19 protein-coding genes are annotated in these 23,450 nt (G+C 60.0%); 15 read left to right on the forward strand and 4 right to left on the reverse strand.

From position 1 onward, the window contains the following. The first annotated feature begins 50 nt into the window (after positions 1–50). From cobW to ACRRSD_RS27560, 6 genes are all read left to right on the forward strand, one after another. Positions 51–1,124, forward strand: coding sequence for a cobalamin biosynthesis protein CobW (gene cobW, locus ACRRSD_RS27535; protein ID WP_435036396.1), 1,074 nt, complete (start codon positions 51–53; stop codon positions 1,122–1,124). Positions 1,125–1,127: 3 nt separating this feature from the next. Further along, positions 1,128–4,976 (forward strand): cobaltochelatase subunit CobN, encoded by a 3,849-nt coding sequence (gene cobN / locus ACRRSD_RS27540; protein WP_435036397.1) that lies wholly within the window; start codon positions 1,128–1,130, stop codon positions 4,974–4,976. A 223-nt stretch (positions 4,977–5,199) separates the two neighbouring features. Next, a complete protein-coding gene (locus tag ACRRSD_RS27545) occupies positions 5,200–6,201 on the forward strand; it encodes an ATP-binding protein (protein WP_435036398.1) in 1,002 nt (333 codons plus the stop codon). Further along, positions 6,126–6,866, forward strand: coding sequence for a vWA domain-containing protein (locus ACRRSD_RS27550; RefSeq protein WP_435036399.1), 741 nt, complete (start codon positions 6,126–6,128; stop codon positions 6,864–6,866). The genes ACRRSD_RS27545 and ACRRSD_RS27550 overlap by 76 nt, the downstream gene beginning before the upstream one ends. A 174-nt stretch (positions 6,867–7,040) precedes the next feature. Further along, positions 7,041–8,687 (forward strand): phospholipase D-like domain-containing protein, encoded by a 1,647-nt coding sequence (locus tag ACRRSD_RS27555; protein WP_435036400.1) that lies wholly within the window; start codon positions 7,041–7,043, stop codon positions 8,685–8,687. A 377-nt stretch (positions 8,688–9,064) separates the two neighbouring features. Next, positions 9,065–10,624, forward strand: coding sequence for a TerC family protein (locus ACRRSD_RS27560; protein WP_435036401.1), 1,560 nt, complete (start codon positions 9,065–9,067; stop codon positions 10,622–10,624). Positions 10,625–10,870: 246 nt separating this feature from the next. On the opposite strand, the gene ACRRSD_RS27565 is transcribed toward ACRRSD_RS27560, so the two are convergent. Then, on the reverse strand, positions 10,871–11,308 hold the full coding sequence (locus ACRRSD_RS27565) for a thioredoxin family protein (RefSeq protein ID WP_435036402.1): 438 nt from the start codon (positions 11,306–11,308) through the stop codon (positions 10,871–10,873). 92 nt (positions 11,309–11,400) lie between these two features. Then, on the reverse strand, positions 11,401–11,808 hold the full coding sequence (locus tag ACRRSD_RS27570) for a hypothetical protein (RefSeq protein WP_435036403.1): 408 nt from the start codon (positions 11,806–11,808) through the stop codon (positions 11,401–11,403). Between the two features lie 424 nt (positions 11,809–12,232). On the opposite strand from ACRRSD_RS27570, the gene ACRRSD_RS27575 reads away from it, so the two are divergent. The 8 genes from ACRRSD_RS27575 to ACRRSD_RS27610 all read left to right on the forward strand — a co-directional run bounded on the left by ACRRSD_RS27575 (position 12,233) and on the right by ACRRSD_RS27610 (position 19,239). Continuing rightward, positions 12,233–13,081, forward strand: coding sequence for a transporter substrate-binding domain-containing protein (locus ACRRSD_RS27575; protein ID WP_134177514.1), 849 nt, complete (start codon positions 12,233–12,235; stop codon positions 13,079–13,081). 51 nt (positions 13,082–13,132) lie between these two features. Continuing rightward, the gene (locus ACRRSD_RS27580; protein ID WP_059405928.1) at positions 13,133–13,795 is read left to right on the forward strand and encodes an amino acid ABC transporter permease; all 663 of its coding nucleotides are present in this window, start codon (positions 13,133–13,135) and stop codon (positions 13,793–13,795) included. A gap of 9 nt (positions 13,796–13,804) precedes the next feature. Then, positions 13,805–14,467, forward strand: a complete 663-nt coding sequence (locus ACRRSD_RS27585) for an amino acid ABC transporter permease (protein ID WP_016984341.1) — start codon at positions 13,805–13,807, stop codon at positions 14,465–14,467. Continuing rightward, positions 14,464–15,255, forward strand: coding sequence for an amino acid ABC transporter ATP-binding protein (locus ACRRSD_RS27590; RefSeq protein WP_110719164.1), 792 nt, complete (start codon positions 14,464–14,466; stop codon positions 15,253–15,255). The genes ACRRSD_RS27585 and ACRRSD_RS27590 overlap by 4 nt, the downstream gene beginning before the upstream one ends. A gap of 28 nt (positions 15,256–15,283) precedes the next feature. Further along, entirely contained in the window at positions 15,284–15,673 is a 390-nt protein-coding gene (locus ACRRSD_RS27595) for a RidA family protein (protein WP_007912330.1), read from the forward strand. 476 nt (positions 15,674–16,149) lie between these two features. After that, a complete protein-coding gene (locus ACRRSD_RS27600) occupies positions 16,150–16,914 on the forward strand; it encodes an IclR family transcriptional regulator (RefSeq protein ID WP_007912327.1) in 765 nt (254 codons plus the stop codon). A 39-nt stretch (positions 16,915–16,953) separates the two neighbouring features. Then, positions 16,954–18,168 (forward strand): amino acid deaminase, encoded by a 1,215-nt coding sequence (locus ACRRSD_RS27605; protein ID WP_435036404.1) that lies wholly within the window; start codon positions 16,954–16,956, stop codon positions 18,166–18,168. Positions 18,169–18,300: 132 nt separating this feature from the next. Beyond that, entirely contained in the window at positions 18,301–19,239 is a 939-nt protein-coding gene (locus ACRRSD_RS27610) for a sugar kinase (protein WP_435036405.1), read from the forward strand. A gap of 108 nt (positions 19,240–19,347) precedes the next feature. Here ACRRSD_RS27610 and ACRRSD_RS27615 read toward each other — a convergent pair whose 3' ends face one another. Both ACRRSD_RS27615 and ACRRSD_RS27620 read right to left on the reverse strand, forming a co-directional pair. Continuing rightward, positions 19,348–19,623 (reverse strand): peptidylprolyl isomerase, encoded by a 276-nt coding sequence (locus tag ACRRSD_RS27615; protein ID WP_007912322.1) that lies wholly within the window; start codon positions 19,621–19,623, stop codon positions 19,348–19,350. A 51-nt stretch (positions 19,624–19,674) separates the two neighbouring features. Next, positions 19,675–22,212, reverse strand: coding sequence for a PAS domain S-box protein (locus ACRRSD_RS27620; RefSeq protein ID WP_435036406.1), 2,538 nt, complete (start codon positions 22,210–22,212; stop codon positions 19,675–19,677). 113 nt (positions 22,213–22,325) lie between these two features. On the opposite strand from ACRRSD_RS27620, the gene ACRRSD_RS27625 reads away from it, so the two are divergent. Continuing rightward, positions 22,326–23,435 (forward strand): PilT/PilU family type 4a pilus ATPase, encoded by a 1,110-nt coding sequence (locus ACRRSD_RS27625; protein WP_435036407.1) that lies wholly within the window; start codon positions 22,326–22,328, stop codon positions 23,433–23,435. Positions 23,436–23,450: the final 15 nt, after the last annotated feature.

Below are 23,450 nucleotides of genomic sequence, written 5' to 3' on the forward strand. Positions count from 1 at the left end.
CGTGGCCGGTTCTCGTCCCGTATGCCCGCCGCTTGCCAAAGGGCATACCGATGAAAACACTGGCCAAACTCCCCGTCACCATCGTCACCGGCTTCCTCGGTTCGGGCAAGACCACGCTGCTGCGGCACATGCTCGATAACGCGCAGGGCCGTCGCATCGCGGTGATCGTCAACGAGTTCGGCGAGTTGGGCATTGACGGTGAAATCCTCAAGCAATGCACCATCGGTTGCACTGAAGAAGAAGCCACCGGCCGCGTTTACGAGCTGGCCAACGGCTGCCTGTGCTGCACCGTTCAGGAAGAATTCTTCCCGGTGATGCGCGAGTTGGTTGCGCGTCGCGGCGACCTCGACCACATCCTCATCGAAACCTCGGGCCTGGCCCTGCCAAAACCGCTGGTACAAGCCTTCCAGTGGCCGGAAATCCGCAGTGCCTGCACCGTTGACGCGGTGATCACCGTGGTCGACAGCCCGGCCGTCGCTGCGGGTACCTTCGCTGCGTTCCCGGATCAGGTCGATGCCCAGCGCAAACTCGATCCGAACCTCGATCACGAATCACCACTGCACGAACTGTTCGCCGACCAACTGGCCAGCGCCGACCTCGTCATCCTCAACAAGGCCGACCAGACCAGCCCGGAAGATCTGGCTCGCGTTCGCGCTGAAGTCGCCGAAGAGCTGCCGCCAGCGGTGAAGATCATCGAAGCCAGCAACGGTCGTCTGCCACTGGACGTGTTGATCGGCCTCGGCGCCGGTTCCGAAGAACACATCGACAGCCGCCACAGCCATCACGATCACCACCATGGTGAAGGTGATGACGATCACGATGACCACGATCACGACGCCTTCGATTCGATCTCCATCGAACTGCCGCAAGCCGACGAAAGCCTGCTGCTCGACGCGCTGACGCAACTGGTGGTCAAGCACGGCATCCTCCGGGTCAAAGGTTTCGCCGCCATTCCGAACAAGCCGATGCGTCTGTTGATCCAGGGCGTGGGCACGCGTTTCGACAAGCACTTCGACCGTCAATGGGGCGCCGAGGAAGCGCGCGTCACGCGTCTGCTGTTGATCGGTCAGCAACTCGACGCGGCGCAACTCGAAGCGCAACTGCGCGCCGCGCTCAGCGTTTAAGCCATGCACCTGCTCAGGACCCAGCCCGGCGGTTTCGTCTCGGATGACAACATTGCCGACCTTGGCCAAACCCCCGCCGAGCTGGTGATCCTGTGCAGCGGCGACTCCAGCCTGGCGCTGCTCGCCGAAGCCGCGCAGCAGTTGCCCGATGATTACCCGAGCCTGCGTCTGGCCAACCCGATGCAGGTGCAGAATCATGCTTCGGTCGATCTGTACGTCGATGAAGTGCTGCGCCACGCCAAGGTGATTTTGATTTCGCTGCACGGCGGCATCGCTTATTGGCGCTACGGTGTCGAGCGTTTGATCGAGTTGGCCGAGCGCGGTGTGCAGGTGATTCTGGTGCCGGGCGATGATCGGCCCGACCCGGAACTCAGCGACTTGAGCACCGTCAATGCCGAAGATCGTGATCGGCTCTGGCAGTTTTTGCGTCAGGGCGGTATGGGCAATGCGCTGGATTTCTTCCGCTGTCTGGCCAACCGTTGGCTCGCCCGTGATTACACCTGGGAAGAACCGCAGACCCTGCCGCGTACGGCGATTTACCACCCGAACAAAACCTCCGCTGCACTGAGTGACTGGCAAGCCGAATGGTTGCCGGAAAACCCGGTGGCGGCGGTGCTGTTTTACCGCTCGCATCTGCAAGCGGCGAACACCGCGTTCATTGATGTGTTCTGCCAGCGCTTGCAGGCGGCGGGGTTGAATCCGCTGCCGATCGCCGTGGCCAGCCTGAAAGAACCCGGCTGCCTGGCGGCGGTCGAGGATTGGCTGGACGAGGTCGAGGCGGGGGTGATCCTCAACACCACCGGTTTCGCCCAGTCCAGCCCCGAAGCGCCGCATCTGCGGCCGTTCCGCCGCAATATTCCGGTGATCCAGGCAATCTGCGCGCAGGACAACGAGCCCGGCTGGCGCGCCAGCGAGCAAGGCCTCGGCCCGCGCGATCTGGCCATGCATATTGCCTTGCCGGAGCTGGACGGGCGGATCATCAGCCGACCGATCAGCTTCAAGGATCTGGCTTGGCGCAGCGAGCGCAGTCAGTCCGATGTGGTCTGCTACCGCGCGCAGCCTGAGCGCATGGATTTCGTCGCTGAACTGGCGCGACGCTGGATCGATCTGGCGCGGGTGCCGAATGGCGAAAAACGCATTGCGTTGATCCTCGCCAACTATCCGACTCGTGATGGACGCATCGGTAATGGCGTCGGTCTCGACACACCGGCAGCGGCGCTGAATATTCTGCGTGCGTTGCAGGTCGAAGGTTATCCGGTCACGACAGAGTTGCCGCATAGCGGCACTGCGTTGATCCAGCAATTGCTCGGTGGCGTCAGCAACGATCTCGACACCATTGATCAGCGACCATGCCAGCAAAGTCTGGCGATGGACGCTTACCTGACGATGTTCAACACACTGCCTGAAGCTAATCGTGCGGCTGTGGTTGCGCGTTGGGGAACGCCAGAAAACGATCCGATGTGCCGCGACGGGCGGATGATGATCGCCGGCATTCGCTTCGGCCTGACCTTCGTCGGCATCCAGCCGGCACGCGGTTATCAGGTCGATCCGAGCGCGGTCTATCACGACCCGGATCTGGTGCCGCCGCATGCGTATCTGGCGTTCTATTTCTGGCTGCGCAACACCTACGGCGCCCACGGCGTGATTCACGTTGGCAAGCACGGCAACCTCGAATGGCTGCCGGGCAAAGGCGTGGGCCTTTCGGAGCATTGCTGGCCGGATGCGCTGCTCGGGCCGCTGCCGAATATCTATCCGTTTATCGTCAACGACCCGGGTGAGGGCGCGCAGGCCAAACGGCGTACGCAAGCGGTTATCATCGACCACCTGATGCCGCCGCTGACCCGCGCCGAAACCTACGGCCCGCTGCGCAATCTGGAACTGCTGGCCGACGAATATTACGAAGCGCAGTTGCTCGATCCGCGCCGCGCCCGTGAGCTGCAGCGCGACATTCTGCAATTGGTCCGCGAGACGCAGATCGACCGCGAACTGCAACTCGATGCCGCGCTCGACAGCGACGCCGATGCGGCGATCTGGTTGCCGCGTCTGGATACTTATTTGTGTGATCTGAAGGAATCGCAGATCCGCGATGGTTTGCACGTGTTCGGTGAATCGCCGACCGGGCGTTTGCGTATTGATACGTTGCTGGCGCTGCTGCGCATTCCACGCGGAGACGGGAAGGGCGCGCAATCGAGCCTGCTGCGCGCACTGGCCAAAGCCTTCGAACTGGGTTTCGATCCGCTCGATTGTGCGTTGGCCGATCCATGGACAGGCCCGCGTCCCGATCAATTGCAATCGATCAGCGAGGAAGTCTGGCGCACCGCCGGCGACACCCGCGAACGTCTTGAACTGTTTGCCACACAGCTGATTTTCCAAGCTTTGCACGATCCATGTGGGAGCGAGCTTGCTCGCGAAGGCGTCGTGTCAGCCAGCACTTCATTCACTGACACACAGCTTTCGCGAGCAAGCTCGCTCCCACAGGGACCTCGGTGGTCTGAAGTCAGTGCAATCATTGACCACCTGCGCGAAGTCGTCGCCCCGCGCCTGGACGCCTGCGGTCCCGCCGAAATGCGCGGCCTGCTCGACGCCCTCAGCGGCCGTTTCGTCCCCGCCGGCCCGAGCGGCGCGCCCAGTCGTGGTCGCCTCGACGTGTTACCGACCGGCCGTAATTTCTACTCGGTCGACGTGCGCAATCTGCCGACTACCACCGCATGGCGCATCGGTTTCCAGTCAGCAACGTTGATTCTTGAGCGTCACCTGCAGGACCACGGCGATCACCTGCGCCAACTGGGCCTGTCGGTCTGGGGCACGGCAACCATGCGCACCGGCGGCGACGACATCGCTCAGGCGATGGCGTTGATGGGCGTGCGTCCGGTGTGGGCCACTGGCAGTCAGCGTGTCGATGATTTCGAGATTCTGCCGTTGAGCCTGCTCGACCGTCCGCGTGTGGATGTCACGCTGCGAGTCTCCGGATTCTTCCGCGATGCCTTTGCCAACCTGATCCGCCTGTTCGACGCCGCTGTGCAAGCAGTGGCGGCACTGGACGAGCCGGACGATCTCAATCCGCTGGCGGCAAAAGTGCGCGCCGAGCGCGATGAACTGCTGCAATCGGGCCTCGATGAAGACACCGCGCGGCGTCAGGCCGGCTGGCGGATTTTCGGTGCCAAACCCGGTGCCTACGGTGCGGGCGTGCAGGGCGCTATCGACGGGCGTTTGTGGCAGAGCCGCGACGATCTGGCCGAGGTTTATCTGAATTGGGGCGCCTACGCTTACGGTGGTTCCGACGAAGGCACCGCCGCCCGTGAACAATTCGCGCAGCGCCTGAGTCAGGTGCAAGCGGTGCTGCAGAATCAGGACAATCGCGAGCACGACTTGCTCGATTCCAACGACTATTACCAGTTCCAGGGCGGCATGCTTGCTGCCGTGGAAACCCTGCGTGGCGAGGCGGCGGCCAGTTATCACGGCGATCACAGTCAGCCGGATCTGCCGAAGATTCGCACGCTGAAAGAAGAGCTGAACCGGGTGATTCGCTCGCGAGCGGCCAATCCGAAATGGATCGACGGGGTCAAGCGCCACGGCTATAAAGGCGCGTTCGAAATGGCCGCGACGGTTGATAACCTGTTCGCGTTTGATGCGACGACGCAGTTGATCGATGACCACCAGTACGCGTTGTTGGCGGATGCTTATTTGCTGGATCCGGCGACTCGAGAGTTTGTGCGCGAGCATAATCCGCATGCGCTGCGGGACATGACCGAGCGCATGTTGGAGGCTCAACAGCGGGGGATGTGGCAGGAGCCGGGGGCTTATAAAGAGGCGCTGGAAAATCTGCTGCTGGATATTGAGGAAGATATGTAGCCGCTCAAAAGCTACCCTCACCCCAGCCCTCTCCCGGAGGGAGAGGGGGCCGATCTATGTTGCTGTCAAAACTTGAGCTCGGCTCGATATATCAGGTCGGCGTAAATCGCCAGAACACCTCGGTCAGTTCCCTCTCCCTCCGGGAGAGGGCTAGGGTGAGGGCCATCCCAACTGACACACCACAACGCCAAGAACACCAATGACCACGACAGAGAAAAACCAAATGACCGACTCCCCGCATTTCCCTCTTTCCGCCGTGGTCGGCGCCGATGACCTGAAACTCGCCCTGTGCCTCACCGCCATCGACCCGAAAATCGGCGGTGTGCTGATCGAAGGCCCGCGTGGCATGGCCAAATCCACCCTGGCCCGTGGCCTGGCCGATCTGCTCGCCAGCGGCCAGTTTGTCACCTTGCCGCTGGGCGCCACCGAAGAACGTCTGGTCGGCACCCTCGACCTCGACGCCGCCCTCAGCGAGGGCCGCGCGCAATTCTCACCGGGCGTACTTGCCAAGGCGGACGGCGGCGTGCTCTACGTCGATGAAGTCAATCTGCTGCCTGATCACCTTGTCGACCTGCTGCTCGATGTCGCCGCCAGCGGTACCAACCTGATCGAGCGCGACGGTATTTCCCATCGGCATTCGGCGAAGTTCGTACTGATCGGCACGATGAACCCGGAAGAGGGCGAGCTGCGTCCGCAACTGCTCGACCGCTTCGGCTTGAACGTCGCCCTCGGCGGCCACACCGCACCGGCCGAACGCGGGCAGATCATTCGTCGGCGACTGGATTTCGACAGCGACCCGCAAGCGTTCTGCACGCAGTGGGAAGCTGAGCAACAAGCCCTGCGTTTGCGTTGCGAAAATGCTCGCGCTGCCTTGGCTGATATTGCGCTGGACGATGCCGCGCTGGCGCAGATCACCGAGCGTTGTTTTGCTGCCGGGGTCGATGGACTGCGTGCCGATCTGGTCTGGTTACGCGCCGCTCGTGCTCACGCGGCATGGCGTGGGGCTGCGGTGATTGGCGAAGAAGATATCGACGCCGTGGCCGAGTTTGCCCTGCGCCATCGTCGTCGTGAGCAAGCGCCTTCGAGTCCGCAACAACCGGCTCAGTCGCCGGCCGAGACTCAAGCCTCGTCGAGTGAAGGCCAGGGCCAGTGGGGCGACATGCCGGCGCCCGCGCTCGCCACGGGCGCGCGACGCGAAGTGCCGAGCTGGCCAAAAAAGCTTTAGGCATTCGCCCCCGATCCGACGCGGGGGCGAATGCCAGACCCCGCGCCGGACGGCTGGACAACGGACGCCAAGGCAAGCGTCATGTCGCTCGCAACGGTACGGTGAACTGGCCGGGCACGTTGCTCAACGGGCGTCCTCAGGGACGTGAAGATCTGCTGTTTCAACTGCGCACGCGCTCGCCGCATGAACTGTGGCTGGTCATCGTCGATGCCTCCGCCTCGACGCGACGCCATCACGCCTTGAGCGATGCCAAAGGTTTGCTCGCGCAACTGTTCGATGATGCCTATCGCCAGCGTGCGCGCCTGGCCTTGTTGACGGCCAGTGGCTCGGCGCCGAAATGGCAGGTGCAAGGGTTGAAGGCGTCCAGTGGTTTGCGTGTCTGGCTGGAGGCTTTGGGCGCGGGCGGCGGCACACCGTTGCTGGCGGCGCTGGGGCAGGCAGAGCAATGGCTGGCGGTGCGGCGCAAGCGTTTTCCTGCCGAGCAGCAGCGGTTGCTGGTGGTGACCGATGGGCGTTTGAAACAGTGGTCAGGATTGCCGGCACTGGCGTGTCCGGGGTTGTTGATCGATATCGAGCGCGGCCCGATCCGGTTGGGTCGGGCACGGGATCTGGCTTCAGCGTTGAGTGCAGAGTATCGACATATTGATGAGCTGATTTCTCTCTGAGTTTTTTTGCGACTGGTCGGGCCTCATCGCGAGCAGGCTCACTCCTACATTTGGAATGCGTTCCCCTGTAGGAGTGAGCCTGCTCGCGATTGCATCGACCCGGTCTGGAGCCAACCAACCAGAAACCGCATCACTGCACTATGCTGCACCCAGCCCAATCACAAGGAGTGAGCGATGCGCGTACTGGTCAAAAACCCCGCAGACGATTTCCGCGTCAAAGCCTACGCCGGCACCAACGGCGTGCTGCTGGCCATGGATCTGGCCGAACCGCGGCGCAAGGGCTTGCTGGGATTTGCCATCGAAAAGCAGCAGGGCAGCAAACCGTGGTTGTTCCTGTTCAACAGCTTGACCTTCCCGAACAAGGCTCACACCTTCCCCCAGTTCCACGCCACCCCAAGCGATAAAGCCCCGCTGCAGAAATTTCGCTGGGCCGATTACGCGGTCAATCCGGGCATGACCCTTCACTATCGCGTGCATCTGGCCTACGGCACTGCGGATGCCGTGCAGTTGGGTGAGTCGCTGCAGCTGACGATTACCTCCGATGACGGTCAGCCGAGCAATCAAAGCGTGATATTCAATCGTGCTGTCGCCGCCAGTCAGGCCTTCCAGCGCAAGTTCCCCGAGCTGGACGCGCTGATCAGCGCCAACAAGAATCTGCCCATCGAGGCCTGGCCCGACGCGCTACGGCAATGGCTGGAAAACGGCTTGCTCGCACGCTTGCTCGGGTTTATCGCGCGTGCCGTCGATGGCCAGTGGGCGCTGGACATTGCCATTTACGAATATCAATTGCAGGCGATCGTCGATGCGGTGAACGCGGCGTTCACGCGGGGCGTGAAGGTGCGGGTGCTGTATCACGCCCGGCCAGATGACGAAGACACCACGATCAACGAAGCGAGCCTGGCGGCACTGCCTCCGGCGAGCAAACGCGGGCGAGTGACCCACAACATCTTTCACAACAAGTTCATGGTCCTCAGCCGCGTCGATGCCAGTGAGGAGCGTCAGCCTGAAGCGGTTTTGTGTGGCAGCACCAACTTCACCGCCAACGGCGTTTATCGTCAGGCCAACGTGGTGCATGTGCTGGATGATGAATCGATCGCCGCCAGCTATCTGCAGACGTTCGAGCAGATCTGGGCGCAGCCGGATGATATCGGCGCAACCCGTGACTGGGTGACTGAACACAACCCGATGAATCCGCAGCAACCTTTGTTCGCCGGGTTTTCACCGCGCACCGGCGGCGCGGATCTGCAGGAGTTTGTGCGGATCATCGGTGCTGCGAAAAAGGACGTGCTGTTCGTCACCGCGTTCTCGCTGCCCGACGCAATTCTCAACGCCTTGCTTGGCCAGCCCCACGATGACATTTTGCGTTATGGCCTGCAGAACACGGCCAGCCGCATCACTGGCTTCCATGCCGACCGCAGCGCCGAATTCGCCGCCACCGCGTTGCTCAATACCGGGCTGGAAGGCTGGCTGCGCGAGAACATGAAAGGCCAGAAAGGCAATCTCCTGGTGCACACCAAAGCGGTAGTCACCGACTTCACCACGGACACGCCGACGATCATCAGCGGCAGCCACAACCTCAGCGCTTCGGCCAGTAACGGCAATGACGAAAACTACCTGATCATTCGCGGCGATACCGATCTTGCCGACCGCTATGGTCTGGAACTGCTGCGGTTCTACGAGAATTACCGCTTTCGTTATTTCGCGAAGAAACTGGCGTTGAAGCAGGTGAGTCCATTGGCGATAGACGACAGTTGGACCAACGATTACTACCTCGAAGGGGATTTGCGCCAGTTGTCGCGTTTGCGTTTTGCCGGCCGCTGAAACCGTACTGTAGAAGCTGCCGAAGGCTGCGATCTTTTGATCTTGTTTTTAAGAATCAAAATCAAAAGATCGCAGCCTGCGGCAGCTCCTACAGAGGTATTCGGGGCGGATTACAGATTTTGAAATGATTTGCCTCTGTAGGAAATGTTCCCAATGCCTGTACGCTCCAAGGCCATTTTTCATTCAGGATTTGCATGAACACCCTCTCGGAGCCTCCCAGTCGTACCTTCCCCTCGCGCCATGGCGCGGTCTTGACGCACTCGCAGCATCCAGTTTTCCGACACCCGACTATCGTAGATAACGCGGCCCCAGAGCCTTTGCGTTGCGCTTTGCCGTGTCCGGCAGCCTGAATCAACCGAGAGAGATAGAGACGTTTTATGGAATGGTTAGCGGATCCCACAGCCTGGTTAGGCTTGTTGACTTTGATCGTGCTGGAACTGGTGCTGGGTATCGACAACCTGGTGTTCATCGCAATCCTCGCGGACAAACTGCCGCCGCATCAACGTGACCGTGCGCGGATTATCGGTCTGTCGCTGGCGCTGATCATGCGCCTTGGTCTGTTGGCGAGTATTTCCTGGCTGGTCACCCTCACGCAGCCTTTGTTCGAGGTGTTCGACAAGAGCTTCTCCGGCCGCGACCTGATCATGCTGTTCGGTGGTGTGTTCCTGCTGTTCAAGGCCACCATGGAATTGCACGAGCGCCTTGAAGGCCACATCGGTGAGCGCACGACCAACGCTGCTTATGCCATGTTCTGGCCGATCGTTGCGCAGATCGTGGTGCTCGATGCGGTGTTCTCCCTCGATGCGGTGATCACCGCCGTGGGCATGGTCGATGAGTTGGCGGTGATGATGATCGCGGTGATCATCTCGATCGGCTTGATGATTGTCGCCAGCAAGCCGTTGACGCGTTTCGTCAACGCGCACCCGACGGTGATCATGCTGTGTCTGGGCTTCCTGATGATGATCGGTTTTGCCCTGACGGCCGAAGGTCTGGGCTTCCACATTCCGAAAGGCTATCTGTACGCCGCGATCGGTTTCTCGATTCTGATCGAGGTGTTCAACCAGATCGCCCGCGCTCGACGCAAACGTTCGATGCAAGGCCTGCGGCCGATTCGCGAGCGCACGGCGCATGCGGTCATGCGCTTGCTGGGCGGGCGCAAACTAGCGGCGGAAGAGGTTGGCGAGGAGATCTCCGACCTGCTCGACGACGGTGACGCGCCAAGCGCGGAACTGTTCGACCGCCGTGAACGGGTGATGATCAGCGGCGTACTGCAACTGGCTGAGCGCCCGATTCGCGGACTGATGACCGTGCGCGCCGATGTCGACACGATTGATCTGGCCGATGACCGCGAGGCGATTCGTACCCGCTTGATGCACTCGTCCTACTCGCGTCTGCCGTTGATTCGCAACGGTGCGGTGGATGAACCGTTGGGCTTCGTGCACAAGAAGGAACTGCTCAAGGAGTATCTGGCCGGCGCCGAACCGAATCTGGAACATCTGGCGCGCAAGACCCTCAACCTGCTCGACAGCTATTCGATCCTCAATGCGCTGGAGCAGATGCGCGCGGCCTCAACGCACATTGCCTTCGTGGTCAACGAATTCGGTGATTTTGTCGGTGTGTTGACCATGACCGACATTCTCGAATCGATCGCCGGTGAGCTGCCGGACGCCAGCGAGATCGAAGGCCCGGACGTGATCGAGGAGCAGGGCGGGTTCATCGTCAGCGGCGCGTTGAACCTGGCGCGTGTGCGTCAACGCACCGGGTTTGGCGCCTCGGCGACTGAGGACTATCAGACCATGGCCGGGTTGGTGATGAGCCTGCTGGATCGTCTCCCGGTCATCGGTGATCGCCTGGAGCATGCAGGCTGGCAGATGACGGTCAAAGCGGTAGAAGAGCGGCGGGTGACACGGGTGCTTTTGGAGCGCGCACCAGCGTAATTCTGGAGTTCTCTACTAATTGTGCCGGCCTCTTCGCGAGCAGGCTCGCTCCCACAATGGAATGCGTTTCAATGTGGGAGCGAGCCTGCTCGCGAATGCTTGGGGTCAGGCACCGCAGTATTCACTGATGAAAAGTGTAGCGATCCTTCCCCCTATGCTTTGACGCAAACAACGCCTCTTACGCCTTGAGCAGCGCCTGATTCAGCGAATCGCAATCCTCGACCCGGGTCTTATCGATACTGGTGGTCACCGGTTGAGGAATTTTCGCAGGCGAGCACGTGCAACAGTGCGCAGAGTACGAAGTGTCTGACGCAGCCAAGGCAGATCATGCGTTTGTTTGCGGGCGGCAACGGGCGCTTTGGTCTTGCCGATGTGCTCGGCGAAATCCCGTGCGAGGGTTTCTTCCGTGCCGATGCCCTTGAGTTTTTTCACCAGCCGGCCGTTCTTGTAAAACAGCACGGTGGGCGTCCCGGTGACCAGCGGATGGCGCGGGGACTCGCTGGTATTGAGCATGTAGATATTGGCGCGATGCCGGTATGGCTCGGCCGTCTGGCGAAAGATCGGCCCGGCCCACTCGCAGGCGGGGCAATGTTCGTTGGCGAAATAAAGGATGACCGGGCGCCAGGTTTTCAGTGTTTTTTGATAGGTGGCCGGCAAGGTTGCGAAAGGGATTGTCGAGTTCATTGAAACTCCTCTCGGAATACAGCGCTGGTGCGTTCACGGTAAAAAGCGAGCTGTCACGATGTGAAAGAACGCTCGCTTTTAATAGCGTTGGCTCAGAGCAACTTGGATAGCGTGATATCGCCGAAGTAAGAGCCGAGTTGATCAAATGTGCCATCATTGGATTCAGCAGTGACTTTGAACGCGAGAGTCGCAAGCGGCGCAGTGAAGATTTGCCATTTGAGTGTCCATTCCTGCTGTTGCCCGCCGACCTCAAGGTAAACCGGATCTCCTGTCGGAATGGGCTGAACAGTGATGCGGCCAGCATAACCACGTAGTGTTTTCATTCTTGCAAACACCATAAATAGCCCGCCACCTTCGTTACCCAGCTTAACGTCCTGACTGATGGAGTCAGGTGTGGCGATAATGCAGTGACCATTCACATAACTGACGTTTGTTGGATTGGTTGCGGTCCAGTGATCGCCTTGATTGGCGAAATCACCGTTTTTAATCAGATTGGCCATTTCAAAAATCCTTATTGAGATTTTGGGTTCGTCTCCTGACCCGTTCGGTCCAAACCAGTAGGCCTATCAATTCACCGGTCAACAACTGTCAACTCTGACAGGTTGAGCCGCAAATCCGACGAGCGGTTACCTGTAGTCAGTCCATTTTTCAAGTCCGATTCATTGTTTTATGTGTGCATCAATCGGTCGCGCACATGCCCTTGAATGTGACGTTACTTCCCACTCGCTTGCCCTCAATAGTGCCGGTCAAACCTTTACTGGCAATAGTCGCGCGCAGATCCGCGGGCTAACTTGTTGAACCGATTAATGTTTCTGAAGACCTGGGTTTTATTGCCAAAGCTATGGCACACTTTCTGCTGTCTATTCCGCAGTAACAAACCGAGTTCCGGTATAGCGGAATAAACACCATTCTGGAGTGCTTGCCATGCATCGCCGTCCTTCGTTGTTCAAAGCGTGTGTTCTTGTTCTTGCGGCTTCGTCCGCTGTCATGGGTATGGCCCAGGCAGCCGACAGCAAGCTCGACAGTGTTCTGGCCCGAGGCAAGTTGATCGTGGGCACCGGCAGCACCAATGCGCCGTGGCACTTTCAGGGCGCGGACGGCAAGTTACAGGGCTTCGATATCGACATCGCGCGGATCGTCGCCAAAGGTCTGTTCAACGACCCGAGCAAAGTCGAGTTCGTGGTGCAGTCGTCCGATGCGCGGATTCCCAATCTGCTCACCGACAAGGTCGACATGAGCTGCCAGTTCATCACCGTCACCGCCAGCCGTGCGCAGCAGGTGGCGTTCACCCTGCCGTACTACCGCGAAGGCGTTGGCCTGTTGCTGCCGAATAACAGCAAGTACAAGGAAATCGAAGACCTGCAAGCCGCCGGCGACAGCGTCACCGTGGCCGTGCTGCAAAACGTCTATGCCGAAGAGCTGGTGCATCAGGCGTTGCCAAAAGCCAAGGTCGATCAGTACGACAGTGTTGATCTGATGTATCAGGCGGTGAACTCCGGCCGCGCCGATGCCGCCGCCACCGACCAGTCCTCGGTGAAATACCTGATGGTGCAGAACCCTGGCCGCTACCGCAGCCCGAGCTATGCGTGGAGCCCGCAGACTTACGCGTGCGCGGTTAAACGCGGCGATCAGGACTGGCTGAACTTCGTCAACACCGCGCTGCATGAAGCCATGACCGGCGTTGAATTCCCGACCTATGCCGCCTCGTTCAAGCAATGGTTCGGTGTAGATCTGCCGTCGCCAGCGATCGGTTTCCCCGTCGAATTCAAATGATCCCGTGAGAGTGGGGCGATGCACGTCGCCCCGCTCAAGGTACTGCTGACCATGAACTATCAGTTGAACTTTGCCGCCGTCTGGCGCGATTTCGACACCTTGCTGGCGGGGCTCGGTCTGGGCCTTGAACTGGCGCTGGTGTCAATCGCCATCGGCTGCGTGATCGGCCTGCTGATGGCGTTCGCTTTGCTCTCGAAGCATCGCGCCTTGCGGGTGCTGGCTTCGGTGTACGTCACGGTGATCCGTAACACGCCGATTCTGGTGTTGATTCTGTTGATCTACTTTGCCTTGCCAAGCCTGGGCATTCGTCTGGACAAGATTCCGTCGTTCATCATCACCCTGTCGTTGTACGCCGGGGCGTACCTGACCGAAGTGTTCCGCGGCGGTTTGCTGAGCATCCCTAAAGGGCAGCGCGAAGCCGGGCTGGCGATCGGTCTCGGCGAGTGGCAGGTCAAGGCCTACGTCACCGTGCCGGTGATGCTGCGCAATGTCTTGCCGGCGCTGTCGAACAACTTCATTTCGCTGTTCAAGGACACCTCGCTGGCCGCCGCAATTGCAGTCCCGGAGCTGACCTATTACGCGCGCAAGATCAACGTCGAGAGCTACCGGGTGATCGAAACCTGGCTGGTGACCACGGCGTTGTATGTCGCGGCCTGTTACCTCATTGCCATGCTGCTGCGTTACCTCGAGCAGCGTCTGGCGATCCGCCGATAGGAGGCTGCGATGTACGAATCTCCCAGTTGGTTACATGAATTGTGGATTGCGCGGGAGCCACTGTGGCAGGGCTTTTTGACCAGTGTGCAAGTGTCAGCGCTGGCGATCCTGCTCGGCACGATGCTCGGCGTGGTCGCCGGTCTGGTGCTGACGTACGGCAAGTTCTGGATGCGCGCACCGTTTCGGTTTTACGTTGATCTGATTCGCGGCACGCCCGTGTTCGTGCTGGTACTGGCCTGCTTCTATATGGCGCCGGCACTGGGCTGGCAGATCAGCGCGTTTCAGGCCGGGGCCTTGGGCCTGACGCTGTTCTGCGGTTCCCACGTTGCCGAAATCGTGCGCGGTGCGCTGCAAGCGTTGCCGCGCGGGCAGATGGAAGCGAGCCAGGCCATCGGCCTGACGTTCTATCAATCCCTTGGCTACGTATTGTTGCCTCAGGCGCTGCGGCAGATCCTGCCGACCTGGGTCAACTCGTCCACCGAAATCGTCAAGGCCTCGACCTTGCTCTCGGTGATCGGCGTCGCCGAACTGCTGCTCAGCACGCAACAGATCATCGCCCGGAACTTCATGACGCTGGAGTTCTACCTGTTCGCCGGTTTTCTGTTCTTCGTCATCAACTACGGCATCGAATTACTCGGCCGGCACATTGAAAAACGGGTGGCCCTGCCATGACTCAAGCTCAAGTTTCCTCACAGCCTCAGGCGTTGCTGGACATCCGTGGCCTGCACAAACAGTACGGCGCAGTCGAAGTGCTCAAAGGTGTCGACCTGAGCATGCAGCGCGGCAACGTGGTGACGCTGATCGGCTCCAGCGGTTCGGGCAAGACCACGCTGTTGCGTTGCGTGAACATGCTCGAAGAGTTCCAGGGCGGGCAGATTCTGCTCGACGGTGAATCCATCGGTTACGACGAGGTCAACGGCAAGCGCGTTCGGCATGCGGAAAAAGTCATCGCCCGCCATCGCGCGATGACCGGCATGGCGTTCCAGCAGTTCAACCTGTTCCCGCATCTGACTGCGTTGCAGAACGTTACCCTGGGCCTGCTCAAGGTGAAGAAGATGCACAAGGACGAAGCCGTGGTCCTCGCGGAAAAATGGCTGGAGCGCGTCGGCTTGCTGGAGCGGCGCAATCACTTTCCCGGCCAGTTGTCCGGTGGTCAGCAACAGCGCGTGGCGATTGCCCGGGCGATTGCGATGAACCCGAGTTTGATGCTGTTCGATGAGGTCACCTCGGCACTCGATCCGGAACTGGTCGGCGAAGTGCTCAACGTGATCAAGGGCCTGGCCGAGGACGGCATGACCATGTTGTTGGTGACCCACGAAATGCGTTTCGCTTTCGAGGTCTCGGACAAGATCGTTTTCATGAATCAGGGGCGAATCGAAGAGCAGGGGCCTCCCAAGGAACTGTTCGAACGCCCGCAATCGCCGCGTCTGGCTGAGTTTCTCAAGAGCACGCGGTTTTAACTTCCGTTTTGAATCAGGAGAAGTACCCATGAGCATTACCCGTTACGGCACTGGCAGCACCGCCGCGGGCGGCCAGCCCCGTCCATTCGCTCGCGCCGTTGAAGCGGATGGCTGGCTGCACGTATCCGGCCAGGTGCCGGCGGTGGATGGCGAGATCATTGTCGGCGGCATCGTCGAACAGACTCACCAGACCATGAAGAACCTGATCGCGATTCTCGAAGAGGCCGGTTATGGTCTGGAGGATGTGGTGCGGGCCGGCGTGTGGCTGGACGATCCACGGGATTTCAGCAGTTTCAACAAGGTGTTTGGCGAGTACTTCAAGCCGGAACATGCCCCGGCGCGGGCCTGTGTGCAGGCGAGCATGATGGTTGATTGCAAGGTCGAGATCGACTGCATCGCGTACAAGAAAAAGGCTTGAAAATTGCTGCGTTGCTTAGGCCGCAGCCCCTCACCCTAACCCTCTCCCAAGGGAGAGGGGACTGATCTGTATCGATGCGGATTTTGCGTATGACGCTTGCATTTACATCGATACGGTTAGGCTCTCTCCCTCTGGGAGAGGGGACTGATCTCTATCGATGCAGGTTTTGGCGGCTTATCACAACATGTGCATCGATACAGTCAGGCTCTCTCCCTCTGGGAGAGGGGACTGATCTCTATCAATGCAGGTTTTGGCGGCTGATCACAACATGTGCATCGATGCAGTCAGGCTCCCTCCCTCTGGGAGAGGGGAATGATCCCTATCGATGCAGATTTGGCGGCTGACCACAACATGTGCATCGATGCAGTCAGGCTCCCTCTCCCTCTGGGAGAGGGCGGGGGGTGAGGGCAGCAATCCGACTGACACAACCCCAAGGGCCAGTTACCATCCGGCGACTCTGAATGGAAACCACTGAAATGACCGAAGACACCATCAAGCGCCGGGCTCGCGGTCTGGACCGGGCGTTCGATATCCTCGATTTCCTCAAGGAGATCGGCCAGCCACTGCGCCCGAATGACATCGCCAACGGCATCGGCAGCCCGAAATCCACCGTCTACGAACTGGTCGCCTCGCTGCTGGAACGACGGATTCTGGAGCCAGTGGGCAAGGACGGTCACGTCTATCTGGGTCGGCAGTTGTACTTTCTCGGTCAGGCGCACTTACGTCACTTCGACCTCAGTCGCGAGGCCGATCACGCCTTGCAGGAGATCGTCAGCCAGACCCATGAAACCGCGCAGATGTGCCTGCTCAACGGCCGTAAATACACGGTGGCACTGATGAAGGAGGGCGAGCGGCATTTCCGTATTTCCTCCGACATCGGTGAAAACGCGCCCATCCCGTGGACGGCTTCCGGGCGTCTGTTGCTCGCGCACTTGAGCGATCAACAGATCATCGACCTGATCGACGAAGACGACTTCATCCTGCCCGATGGCGAACGCCTGCCGCTGGAACGTTTTCTGGCGGAGATCCGTCAGGCCGGCATCGATGGATTTTTCTCCTTCGACAGTGTCGCCGACACCTTCACCCATTGCTTCGCCGCGCCGGTCAAAGACCCGCAAGGCGTGGCCATTTGCACCTTGTGCATCGTCGCGCCACGGGCCGATGCGAAAAACAATTACAACGACTATCGCCGGGTGCTGATCGAGAGCGCCAACAGCCTCGCCCGGCGCATCAACGAATAACCACGGCTGCCTGCGGCCGCGAAAGTGAGGAGTTCGACCATGACGACTGCCATCAATACTGCCGGGGAAAAGGGCGACGCCGCCATCGGCGCGCACCTGACGCGTGACGTCAGTCTGCCGGCGCTGGTGCTGCATCGCGCAGCGCTGGAGCACAACATCCGCTGGATGCAGAAGTTTGTCAGCGACAGCGGTGCGGAACTGGCGCCCCACGGCAAAACCAGCATGACCCCGGCACTGTTCAAGCGTCAGCTCGACGCCGGCGCCTGGGGCATTACCCTCGCCAGCGCGACCCAGACCCGCGCCGCTTACGCCCACGGCGTGCGCCGGGTGTTGATGGCCAACCAACTGGTCGGCACGCCGAACATGGCGTTGATCGCCGACCTGCTGGCAGATCCGTCGTTCGATTTCTATTGCATGGTCGATCATCCGGACAACGTCGCCGACCTCGGCGCCTACTTCGCCTCGCGCGGGGCGAAGCTGAACGTGATGATCGAGTATGGCGTGGTCGGCGGCCGTTGCGGTTGCCGCAGCGAGCAGGAAGTCATCGAACTGGCCAAGGCCATCAACGCGCAACCGGCGCTGGCCCTGACCGGTATCGAAGGTTACGAAGGGGTGATTCACGGTGATCACGCGATCAGCGGCATTCGTGAATTTGCCGCGTCGCTGGTGCGTCTGGCGGTGCAGTTGCAGGACAGCGGCGCGTTCGCCATCGCCAAGCCAATCATCACCGCCTCGGGTTCGGCGTGGTACGACCTGATTGCTGAATCCTTCGAAGCGCAGAACGCCGCCGGGCGTTTCCTCAGCGTGTTGCGTCCGGGCAGTTACGTGGCGCATGACCATGGCATCTACAAAGAAGCGCAGTGCTGCGTGCTCGACCGCCGCAGCGATCTGCACGAAGGCCTGCATCCGGCGCTGGAAGTCTGGGCGCACGTGCAGTCGCTGCCGGAGCCGGGTTTTGCGGTGATCGCGCTGGGCAAACGTGATGTTGCGTTCGATGCCGGTTTGCCGGTGCCGCTGCTGCGTTACAAGGCCGGCGTGGTGCCGGCGCTGGGCGATGACGTCGGTGCGTGCAAGGTTACGGCGGTGATGGATCAACACGCGTTCATGACTGTGGCGCCGGGCGTTGAGTTGCGCGTGGGTGACATCATTTCCTTTGGTACGTCGCACCCGTGCCTGACGTTCGACAAGTGGCGTGTGGGGTTGTTGGTGGATGAGCAGTTGTCGGTGATCGAGAGCATGGAGACCTGTTTCTAAAGCTTGAGACCGAGTCGCGGCCATTCGCGAGCAGGCTCGCTCCCACAGGGGAATGCATTCCAAATTGTGGGAGCGAGCCTGCTCGCGAAGGCGCCAGTCCAGACACTATCGATCAACCAGAGACAGCACAAGATGAACACCCTCAGCCCCCTGGGCCCGAACACCCCGCGCATCGCCCTGATCGGCGAATGCATGATCGAACTGCAGCAACGCGCCGACGGCAGCCTGCAGCAAAGTTTCGGCGGCGATACCTTGAACACTGCGGTGTATCTTTCCCGCGCGATGGGCGACAAGGCGCAGGTTGATTACGTCACCGCATTGGGCGATGACAGCTTCAGCGATGCCATGTGCCAGATCTGGTCCGATGAAGGCATTGGCCTCGATCTGGTACAACGTCTACCCGGACGCTTGCCTGGCCTGTATTGCATTCAGACCGATGCCAATGGCGAGCGGCGTTTTCTTTATTGGCGCAACGAAGCGGCGGTTCGCGACTGTTTCACCACGCCCGCCGCCGCGCCGATTCTGGCCGCGTTGCCGGATTACGATGTGCTGTATTTCAGCGGCATAACTCTGGCAGTGCTCGGTGCGCTGGGCCGGGAGAAACTGATCCAGACGCTGATCGAAGCACGCCAGCGTGATGCGCGCATCGTCTTTGACAACAACTACCGGCCACGTTTATGGGCGTCTGTAGAAGACGCGCGAGCGGCGTATCGCAGCGTGTTGCCTTACGTCGATCTGGCGTTGCTGACAGTGGATGACGAACAGGCGCTGTTCGGTTTCGCCGATTGCGTGGCGGTGTTTGGCGCTTACGCGCAATTCGGCACGCCGGAAGTGGTGCTCAAGCGTGGCGCCGAGGCGTGTCTGATTCGTTGTGATGGAGAGGCATTTGAAGTGCCGGCGCAGCGGGTTGAAAAGGTCGTGGACACCACGGCGGCGGGGGATTCGTTCAGTGCGGCGTATCTGGCCAGTCGACTATCGGGTGGCAGTCCGGCGGAGGCCGCCGAGGCCGGGCATCTGCTGGCCAGCAAGGTGATTCAGGTGCCGGGGGCATTGATTCCTAAGCAGGTTTGAATGGCCGCTTGCTGCGCAATCGGTTCGCGAGCAGGCTCGCTCCCACAGGGGAGTGCATTCCAAATGTGGGAGCGAGCTTGCTCGCGAAGAGGCCCTGAAGCCAACCCGTCAATCGCGGTAAAACACCTGCACCAAGTGATACCCGAACTTGCTCTTGATCGGCCCATGCACCGTGCGCAGCGGCTTTTTGAAAATCACCGCATCAATCGCGCCGACCATCTGCCCCGGCCGCACTTCACCCAGATCGCCGCCGCGCTTGCCGGACGGGCAGGTCGAAAATTTCTTCGCCAGCACATCAAACGCTTCACCCTTGGCGATGCGTTGTTTGAGCTGTTCGGCCTCTTCGGCGGTTTTCACCAGAATGTGGCGGGCTTGGGCTTTCATCTTGCGGTACCTGATAACGGGGTGACGGCGGGGCGCGGATTATGCCTCAAGTCACGGGGTTTGGCTGATCATCGTGCGGATCTTGCTGGCCAGCAACTCAATGGCAAACGGTTTGGCGACCATGTCCATGCCATCCTCGAGAAAACCCTGACGCTCGGCGGCTTTCTGTGCGTAACCGGTCATGAACAGCACCTTGAGGCCCGGTCGATGTTGACGGGCGATTTCCGCCAGTTGCCGGCCGTTCATGCCTGGCAGGCCGACGTCGGTGACCAGCAGATCCACGCGCAGATCGGATTCCAGCAGCGGCAGGGCGGTCTTGGCATCTTCGGCTTCGTGGGCCTGATAACCCAACTCCCGGAGCAGATCGAGCACCAGCATGCGCACCGCCGGGTCATCCTCGACCACCATCACGGTTTCACCGGTCGCCGTCGCCGACGGTTGCTCAACGGCCACGATGGCCGGCCGTTCCGGTTCGACGCCGAACAAGCGCGGCAAGTACAGGCGCACACACGTGCCCTGGCCCGGCAGGCTGTCGAGGCTGACGTGGCCGCCGGACTGCTGGGCGAACCCATAAATCATCGACAGCCCCAACCCGGTGCCCTGGCCAATCGGCTTGGTGGTGAAGAACGGGTCAAATGCCTTGGAACGCACCGAGGGCGTCATGCCAGTGCCGTTGTCGCTGACCGCCAGCATCAGGTAGTCGCCGGCCTTGACCGGTTCGAGCGTGGTGATGTCGCTGCCGTCAAGATAGACGTTGGCCGTTTCGATCAGCAGCTCGCCACCCTCGGGCATCGCATCGCGGGCATTGATGACCAGATTGAGCAGGGCGTTTTCCAGTTGGCTGACGTCGGTGCTGATCGGCCACACGTTCTCGGCCAGACGCAGGGTGAGTTCGATCGGATCGCCCTTGGTGCGACGAATCAGATCTTCCAGCGAATGCACCAGTTCATTGACGTTGAGGGTTTTGCGATCCAGCGATTGGCGCCGCGAAAACGCCAGCAAACGATGGGTCAGCGCCGCTGCACGATTGGCCGATGACACGGCGGCTTCGGTAAAACGACCAATTTCGTCGGCCCGGCCATTGGCAATGTAGCGCTGCATCAAATCGAGGCTGCCGATGATCCCGGTGAGCATGTTGTTGAAGTCGTGGGCGATACCGCCAGTGAGCTGACCGACAGCCTCCATCTTCTGCGCATGGCGCAAGGCATCTTCGGCGCGCTCGCGTTCGAACATCTCGTTCTGCAAACGCTGGTTGGCCTGGGCCAATTGTTCGGTACGGGCGCTGACCCGTTCTTCCAAAGTTTCGTTGAGATTGCGCAAGGCTTCTTCGGTTTTCTTGCGCTCGGTCTCGTCGATAACAAAGATGTAGAAACCGTTCACCGCGCCGTCGGCACCGTAACGTGGCAGGTAATTCATTAGCGCGTGGCGATTGCTGCCATCACGGTGCGGGGTGTACAGGCTGAATGAACAAGGTCTGCCGGCCAGCGCCTCGGCAATGTAAGGCAGACGCAGGAAATACGCCTCTTCACCGATGACTTCGCGAATCGTGCGCCCGTAGAGTTCCTGCGGCGTAAGGCCATACCAATCGAGATAGGCCGCGTTGTTCAGGCGGAAGCGTTCTTCGCGATCAACGTAACTGATCAGGATCGGCATGGCGTTGATGATCAGTTGCAGCTCGGTCTGGCTCTGGCGCAACGCCTGTTCGGTGTGTTTGCGCTCGGTCAGATCCAGCGCCGCTCCGAGGAAACGCACGGGCCGGCCATGGTGATCCTTGTAGCATCGCCCGCGGGCAAACACCCAGCGCACCTCGCCGTCGGCCTGCAGCAAGCGATATTCCTCAGCGTATTCGGTGCCGTAGGTGATGCAGTGTTTGATACTGCGCGCGACCATCGCGCGATCTTCAGGGTGCACGCCTTGCAAGTAATCGCTGATCGGCAACTGGCTGGCAAGGCTGGGGTCGATGCCATGCAACTGAGCGAAGTGCGCATCGGCGATAAAGCGATCTTCGCCAATATCCCAATCCCAGGTGCCGACGGCATCGGTGGCGGCGAGGGCTAGTTGCAGGCGCTCCTCGGTTTCGCGTTGGGCCTTGAGGCTTTCTTCGGAACGTCGCTGCAGTTCCAGAGCGATGCGTCGGCGCTCGTTGGTTTCGATGGCCGTAACCAGAATGCCGGCGACTTGCGCGGTTTCATCGCGGATCGGGCTGTAGGTCAAATCGAGCCAGAAGTCCGACTCCTTGCCTTCGCGCTGCAGAGTGAAACGTCTTTCGCTGTAGGTGCGTACCTGGCCTTGTAGGACGGCGCTGTAAATCGGGTCGGTAAAGTCGCGAAGTTCCGGCCAGATCTGGTGCGCAGGCTGTCCGAAAGCGTGCGGATGCTTGTGCCCGGCGAGCAGGGCGAAACCGTTGTTGTAGATCTGCGTGAGTTGCGGACCCCACAACAACAGCATCGGCATGGGCGAGTGGATCACGATGTCCACCGCCGTACGCAGGCTCTGCGGCCAGCTGCCGGCAGCGCCCAGCGGGCCGCGACTCCAGTCGGTACGGGCGATCAGTGCCTGAGCGTCGTCGGTGTTCGGTACAGCATTCATTACATCAGTCCTGAGCGTGGTTCGGTGAGGCGACGTCTATCATTGTTGCAGTTGAACTGCGCTTAGCGCAGGTCATTTTCTGTTCATTGAATGCTTCGCGGGTGCTTTTTGCCATGGAAATCGATGCACTGTTGTCAGTTTTGTCCAATAAAAACGGTTCGGATCTGTTCCTCTCCACGGGCGCACCGCCCAGTGCGCGTATCGACGGCGTGCTCACGGCTTTGAGCGAACTGCCTTTCAAAAACGGTGAAACCGCCGCCATCGCTGCCTCCCTGATGGACGCCGAGCAACGACGGGAGTTCGACCGGGATCTGGAAATGAACCTGGCGATTTCGCGAGCGGGCATCGGCCGCTTTCGCGTGAATATCTTCAAACAGCGCAACGATGTATCGATCGTCATCCGTAACGTCAAACTCGACATTCCGCGTTTCGCTGATCTGAAACTGCCGGCGGTACTGCTCGAAACCGTCATGCTCAAACAAGGGTTGATCCTCTTTGTCGGTGCCACCGATTCCGGTAAATCAACCTCGCTGGCCGCGCTGATCGACCACCGCAACCGCCACAGCTGCGGGCATATCATCACCATCGAGGACCCGATCGAGTACATCCATCGCCACCAGCGTTCGATCATCAATCAACGGGAAGTCGGGGTTGATACGCGCAGCTTCCACGCCGCCCTGAAAAACACCCTGCGTCAGGCACCGGATGTGGTGCTGATCGGCGAAATCCGCGACCGCGAAACCATGGAACATGCCTTGGCATTCGCCGATACCGGGCATTTGGTGCTCTCGACGTTGCACGCTATTAACGCCAATCAGGCGCTCGACCGGATTATCAATATGTTTCCGCAAGAGCGGCGGCCGCAGTTGTTGCAGACATTGGGCAATAATCTTAAAGCCTGTGTTTCCCAACGACTAGTGCGCACGGTTGACGGGCAGAGACGGGCAGCGGTGGAAGTCATGCTGGGAACGCCGACTATCAGAGATCTGATACATCGTAATGAATTGGGCGAACTTAAAACGATTATGGAAAAATCCGTGGCGCAGGGTATGCAGACGTTTGATCAATCATTGTTCGATTTGTTTGAGAGTCATGTTGTTAACGAAGAGGAGGTGATGAAACATGCCGACTCCGGAACCAATCTAAAGTTGAAAATCAAGCTGAAGGTTGAGGGCGGGAGTGGTGCGGGCGGCGGGAGTGATGGTTGGGGTTTGTTGGAATAGTTGATGTTTTTTGCA

It is taken from the genome of Pseudomonas neuropathica (assembly GCF_051174785.1).
In the GTDB taxonomy this organism is placed as follows: Bacteria; Pseudomonadota; Gammaproteobacteria; order Pseudomonadales; family Pseudomonadaceae; genus Aquipseudomonas; species Aquipseudomonas neuropathica_A.

What these genes read in the sequence shown, in the direction of transcription:
- cobW (WP_435036396.1), top strand. Translation starts at nt 51, where the DNA reads ATGAAAACACTGGCCAAACTCCCCGTCACCATCGTCACCGGCTTCCTC.
- cobN (WP_435036397.1), top strand. Translation starts at nt 1,128, where the DNA reads ATGCACCTGCTCAGGACCCAGCCCGGCGGTTTCGTCTCGGATGACAAC.
- ACRRSD_RS27545 (WP_435036398.1), top strand. Translation starts at nt 5,200, where the DNA reads ATGACCGACTCCCCGCATTTCCCTCTTTCCGCCGTGGTCGGCGCCGAT.
- ACRRSD_RS27555 (WP_435036400.1), top strand. Translation starts at nt 7,041, where the DNA reads ATGCGCGTACTGGTCAAAAACCCCGCAGACGATTTCCGCGTCAAAGCC.
- ACRRSD_RS27560 (WP_435036401.1), top strand. Translation starts at nt 9,065, where the DNA reads ATGGAATGGTTAGCGGATCCCACAGCCTGGTTAGGCTTGTTGACTTTG.
- ACRRSD_RS27565 (WP_435036402.1), bottom strand. Translation starts at nt 11,308, where the DNA reads ATGAACTCGACAATCCCTTTCGCAACCTTGCCGGCCACCTATCAAAAA.
- ACRRSD_RS27570 (WP_435036403.1), bottom strand. Translation starts at nt 11,808, where the DNA reads ATGGCCAATCTGATTAAAAACGGTGATTTCGCCAATCAAGGCGATCAC.
- ACRRSD_RS27575 (WP_134177514.1), top strand. Translation starts at nt 12,233, where the DNA reads ATGCATCGCCGTCCTTCGTTGTTCAAAGCGTGTGTTCTTGTTCTTGCG.
- ACRRSD_RS27580 (WP_059405928.1), top strand. Translation starts at nt 13,133, where the DNA reads ATGAACTATCAGTTGAACTTTGCCGCCGTCTGGCGCGATTTCGACACC.
- ACRRSD_RS27585 (WP_016984341.1), top strand. Translation starts at nt 13,805, where the DNA reads ATGTACGAATCTCCCAGTTGGTTACATGAATTGTGGATTGCGCGGGAG.
- ACRRSD_RS27590 (WP_110719164.1), top strand. Translation starts at nt 14,464, where the DNA reads ATGACTCAAGCTCAAGTTTCCTCACAGCCTCAGGCGTTGCTGGACATC.
- ACRRSD_RS27595 (WP_007912330.1), top strand. Translation starts at nt 15,284, where the DNA reads ATGAGCATTACCCGTTACGGCACTGGCAGCACCGCCGCGGGCGGCCAG.
- ACRRSD_RS27600 (WP_007912327.1), top strand. Translation starts at nt 16,150, where the DNA reads ATGACCGAAGACACCATCAAGCGCCGGGCTCGCGGTCTGGACCGGGCG.
- ACRRSD_RS27605 (WP_435036404.1), top strand. Translation starts at nt 16,954, where the DNA reads ATGACGACTGCCATCAATACTGCCGGGGAAAAGGGCGACGCCGCCATC.
- ACRRSD_RS27610 (WP_435036405.1), top strand. Translation starts at nt 18,301, where the DNA reads ATGAACACCCTCAGCCCCCTGGGCCCGAACACCCCGCGCATCGCCCTG.
- ACRRSD_RS27615 (WP_007912322.1), bottom strand. Translation starts at nt 19,623, where the DNA reads ATGAAAGCCCAAGCCCGCCACATTCTGGTGAAAACCGCCGAAGAGGCC.
- ACRRSD_RS27620 (WP_435036406.1), bottom strand. Translation starts at nt 22,212, where the DNA reads ATGAATGCTGTACCGAACACCGACGACGCTCAGGCACTGATCGCCCGT.
- ACRRSD_RS27625 (WP_435036407.1), top strand. Translation starts at nt 22,326, where the DNA reads ATGGAAATCGATGCACTGTTGTCAGTTTTGTCCAATAAAAACGGTTCG.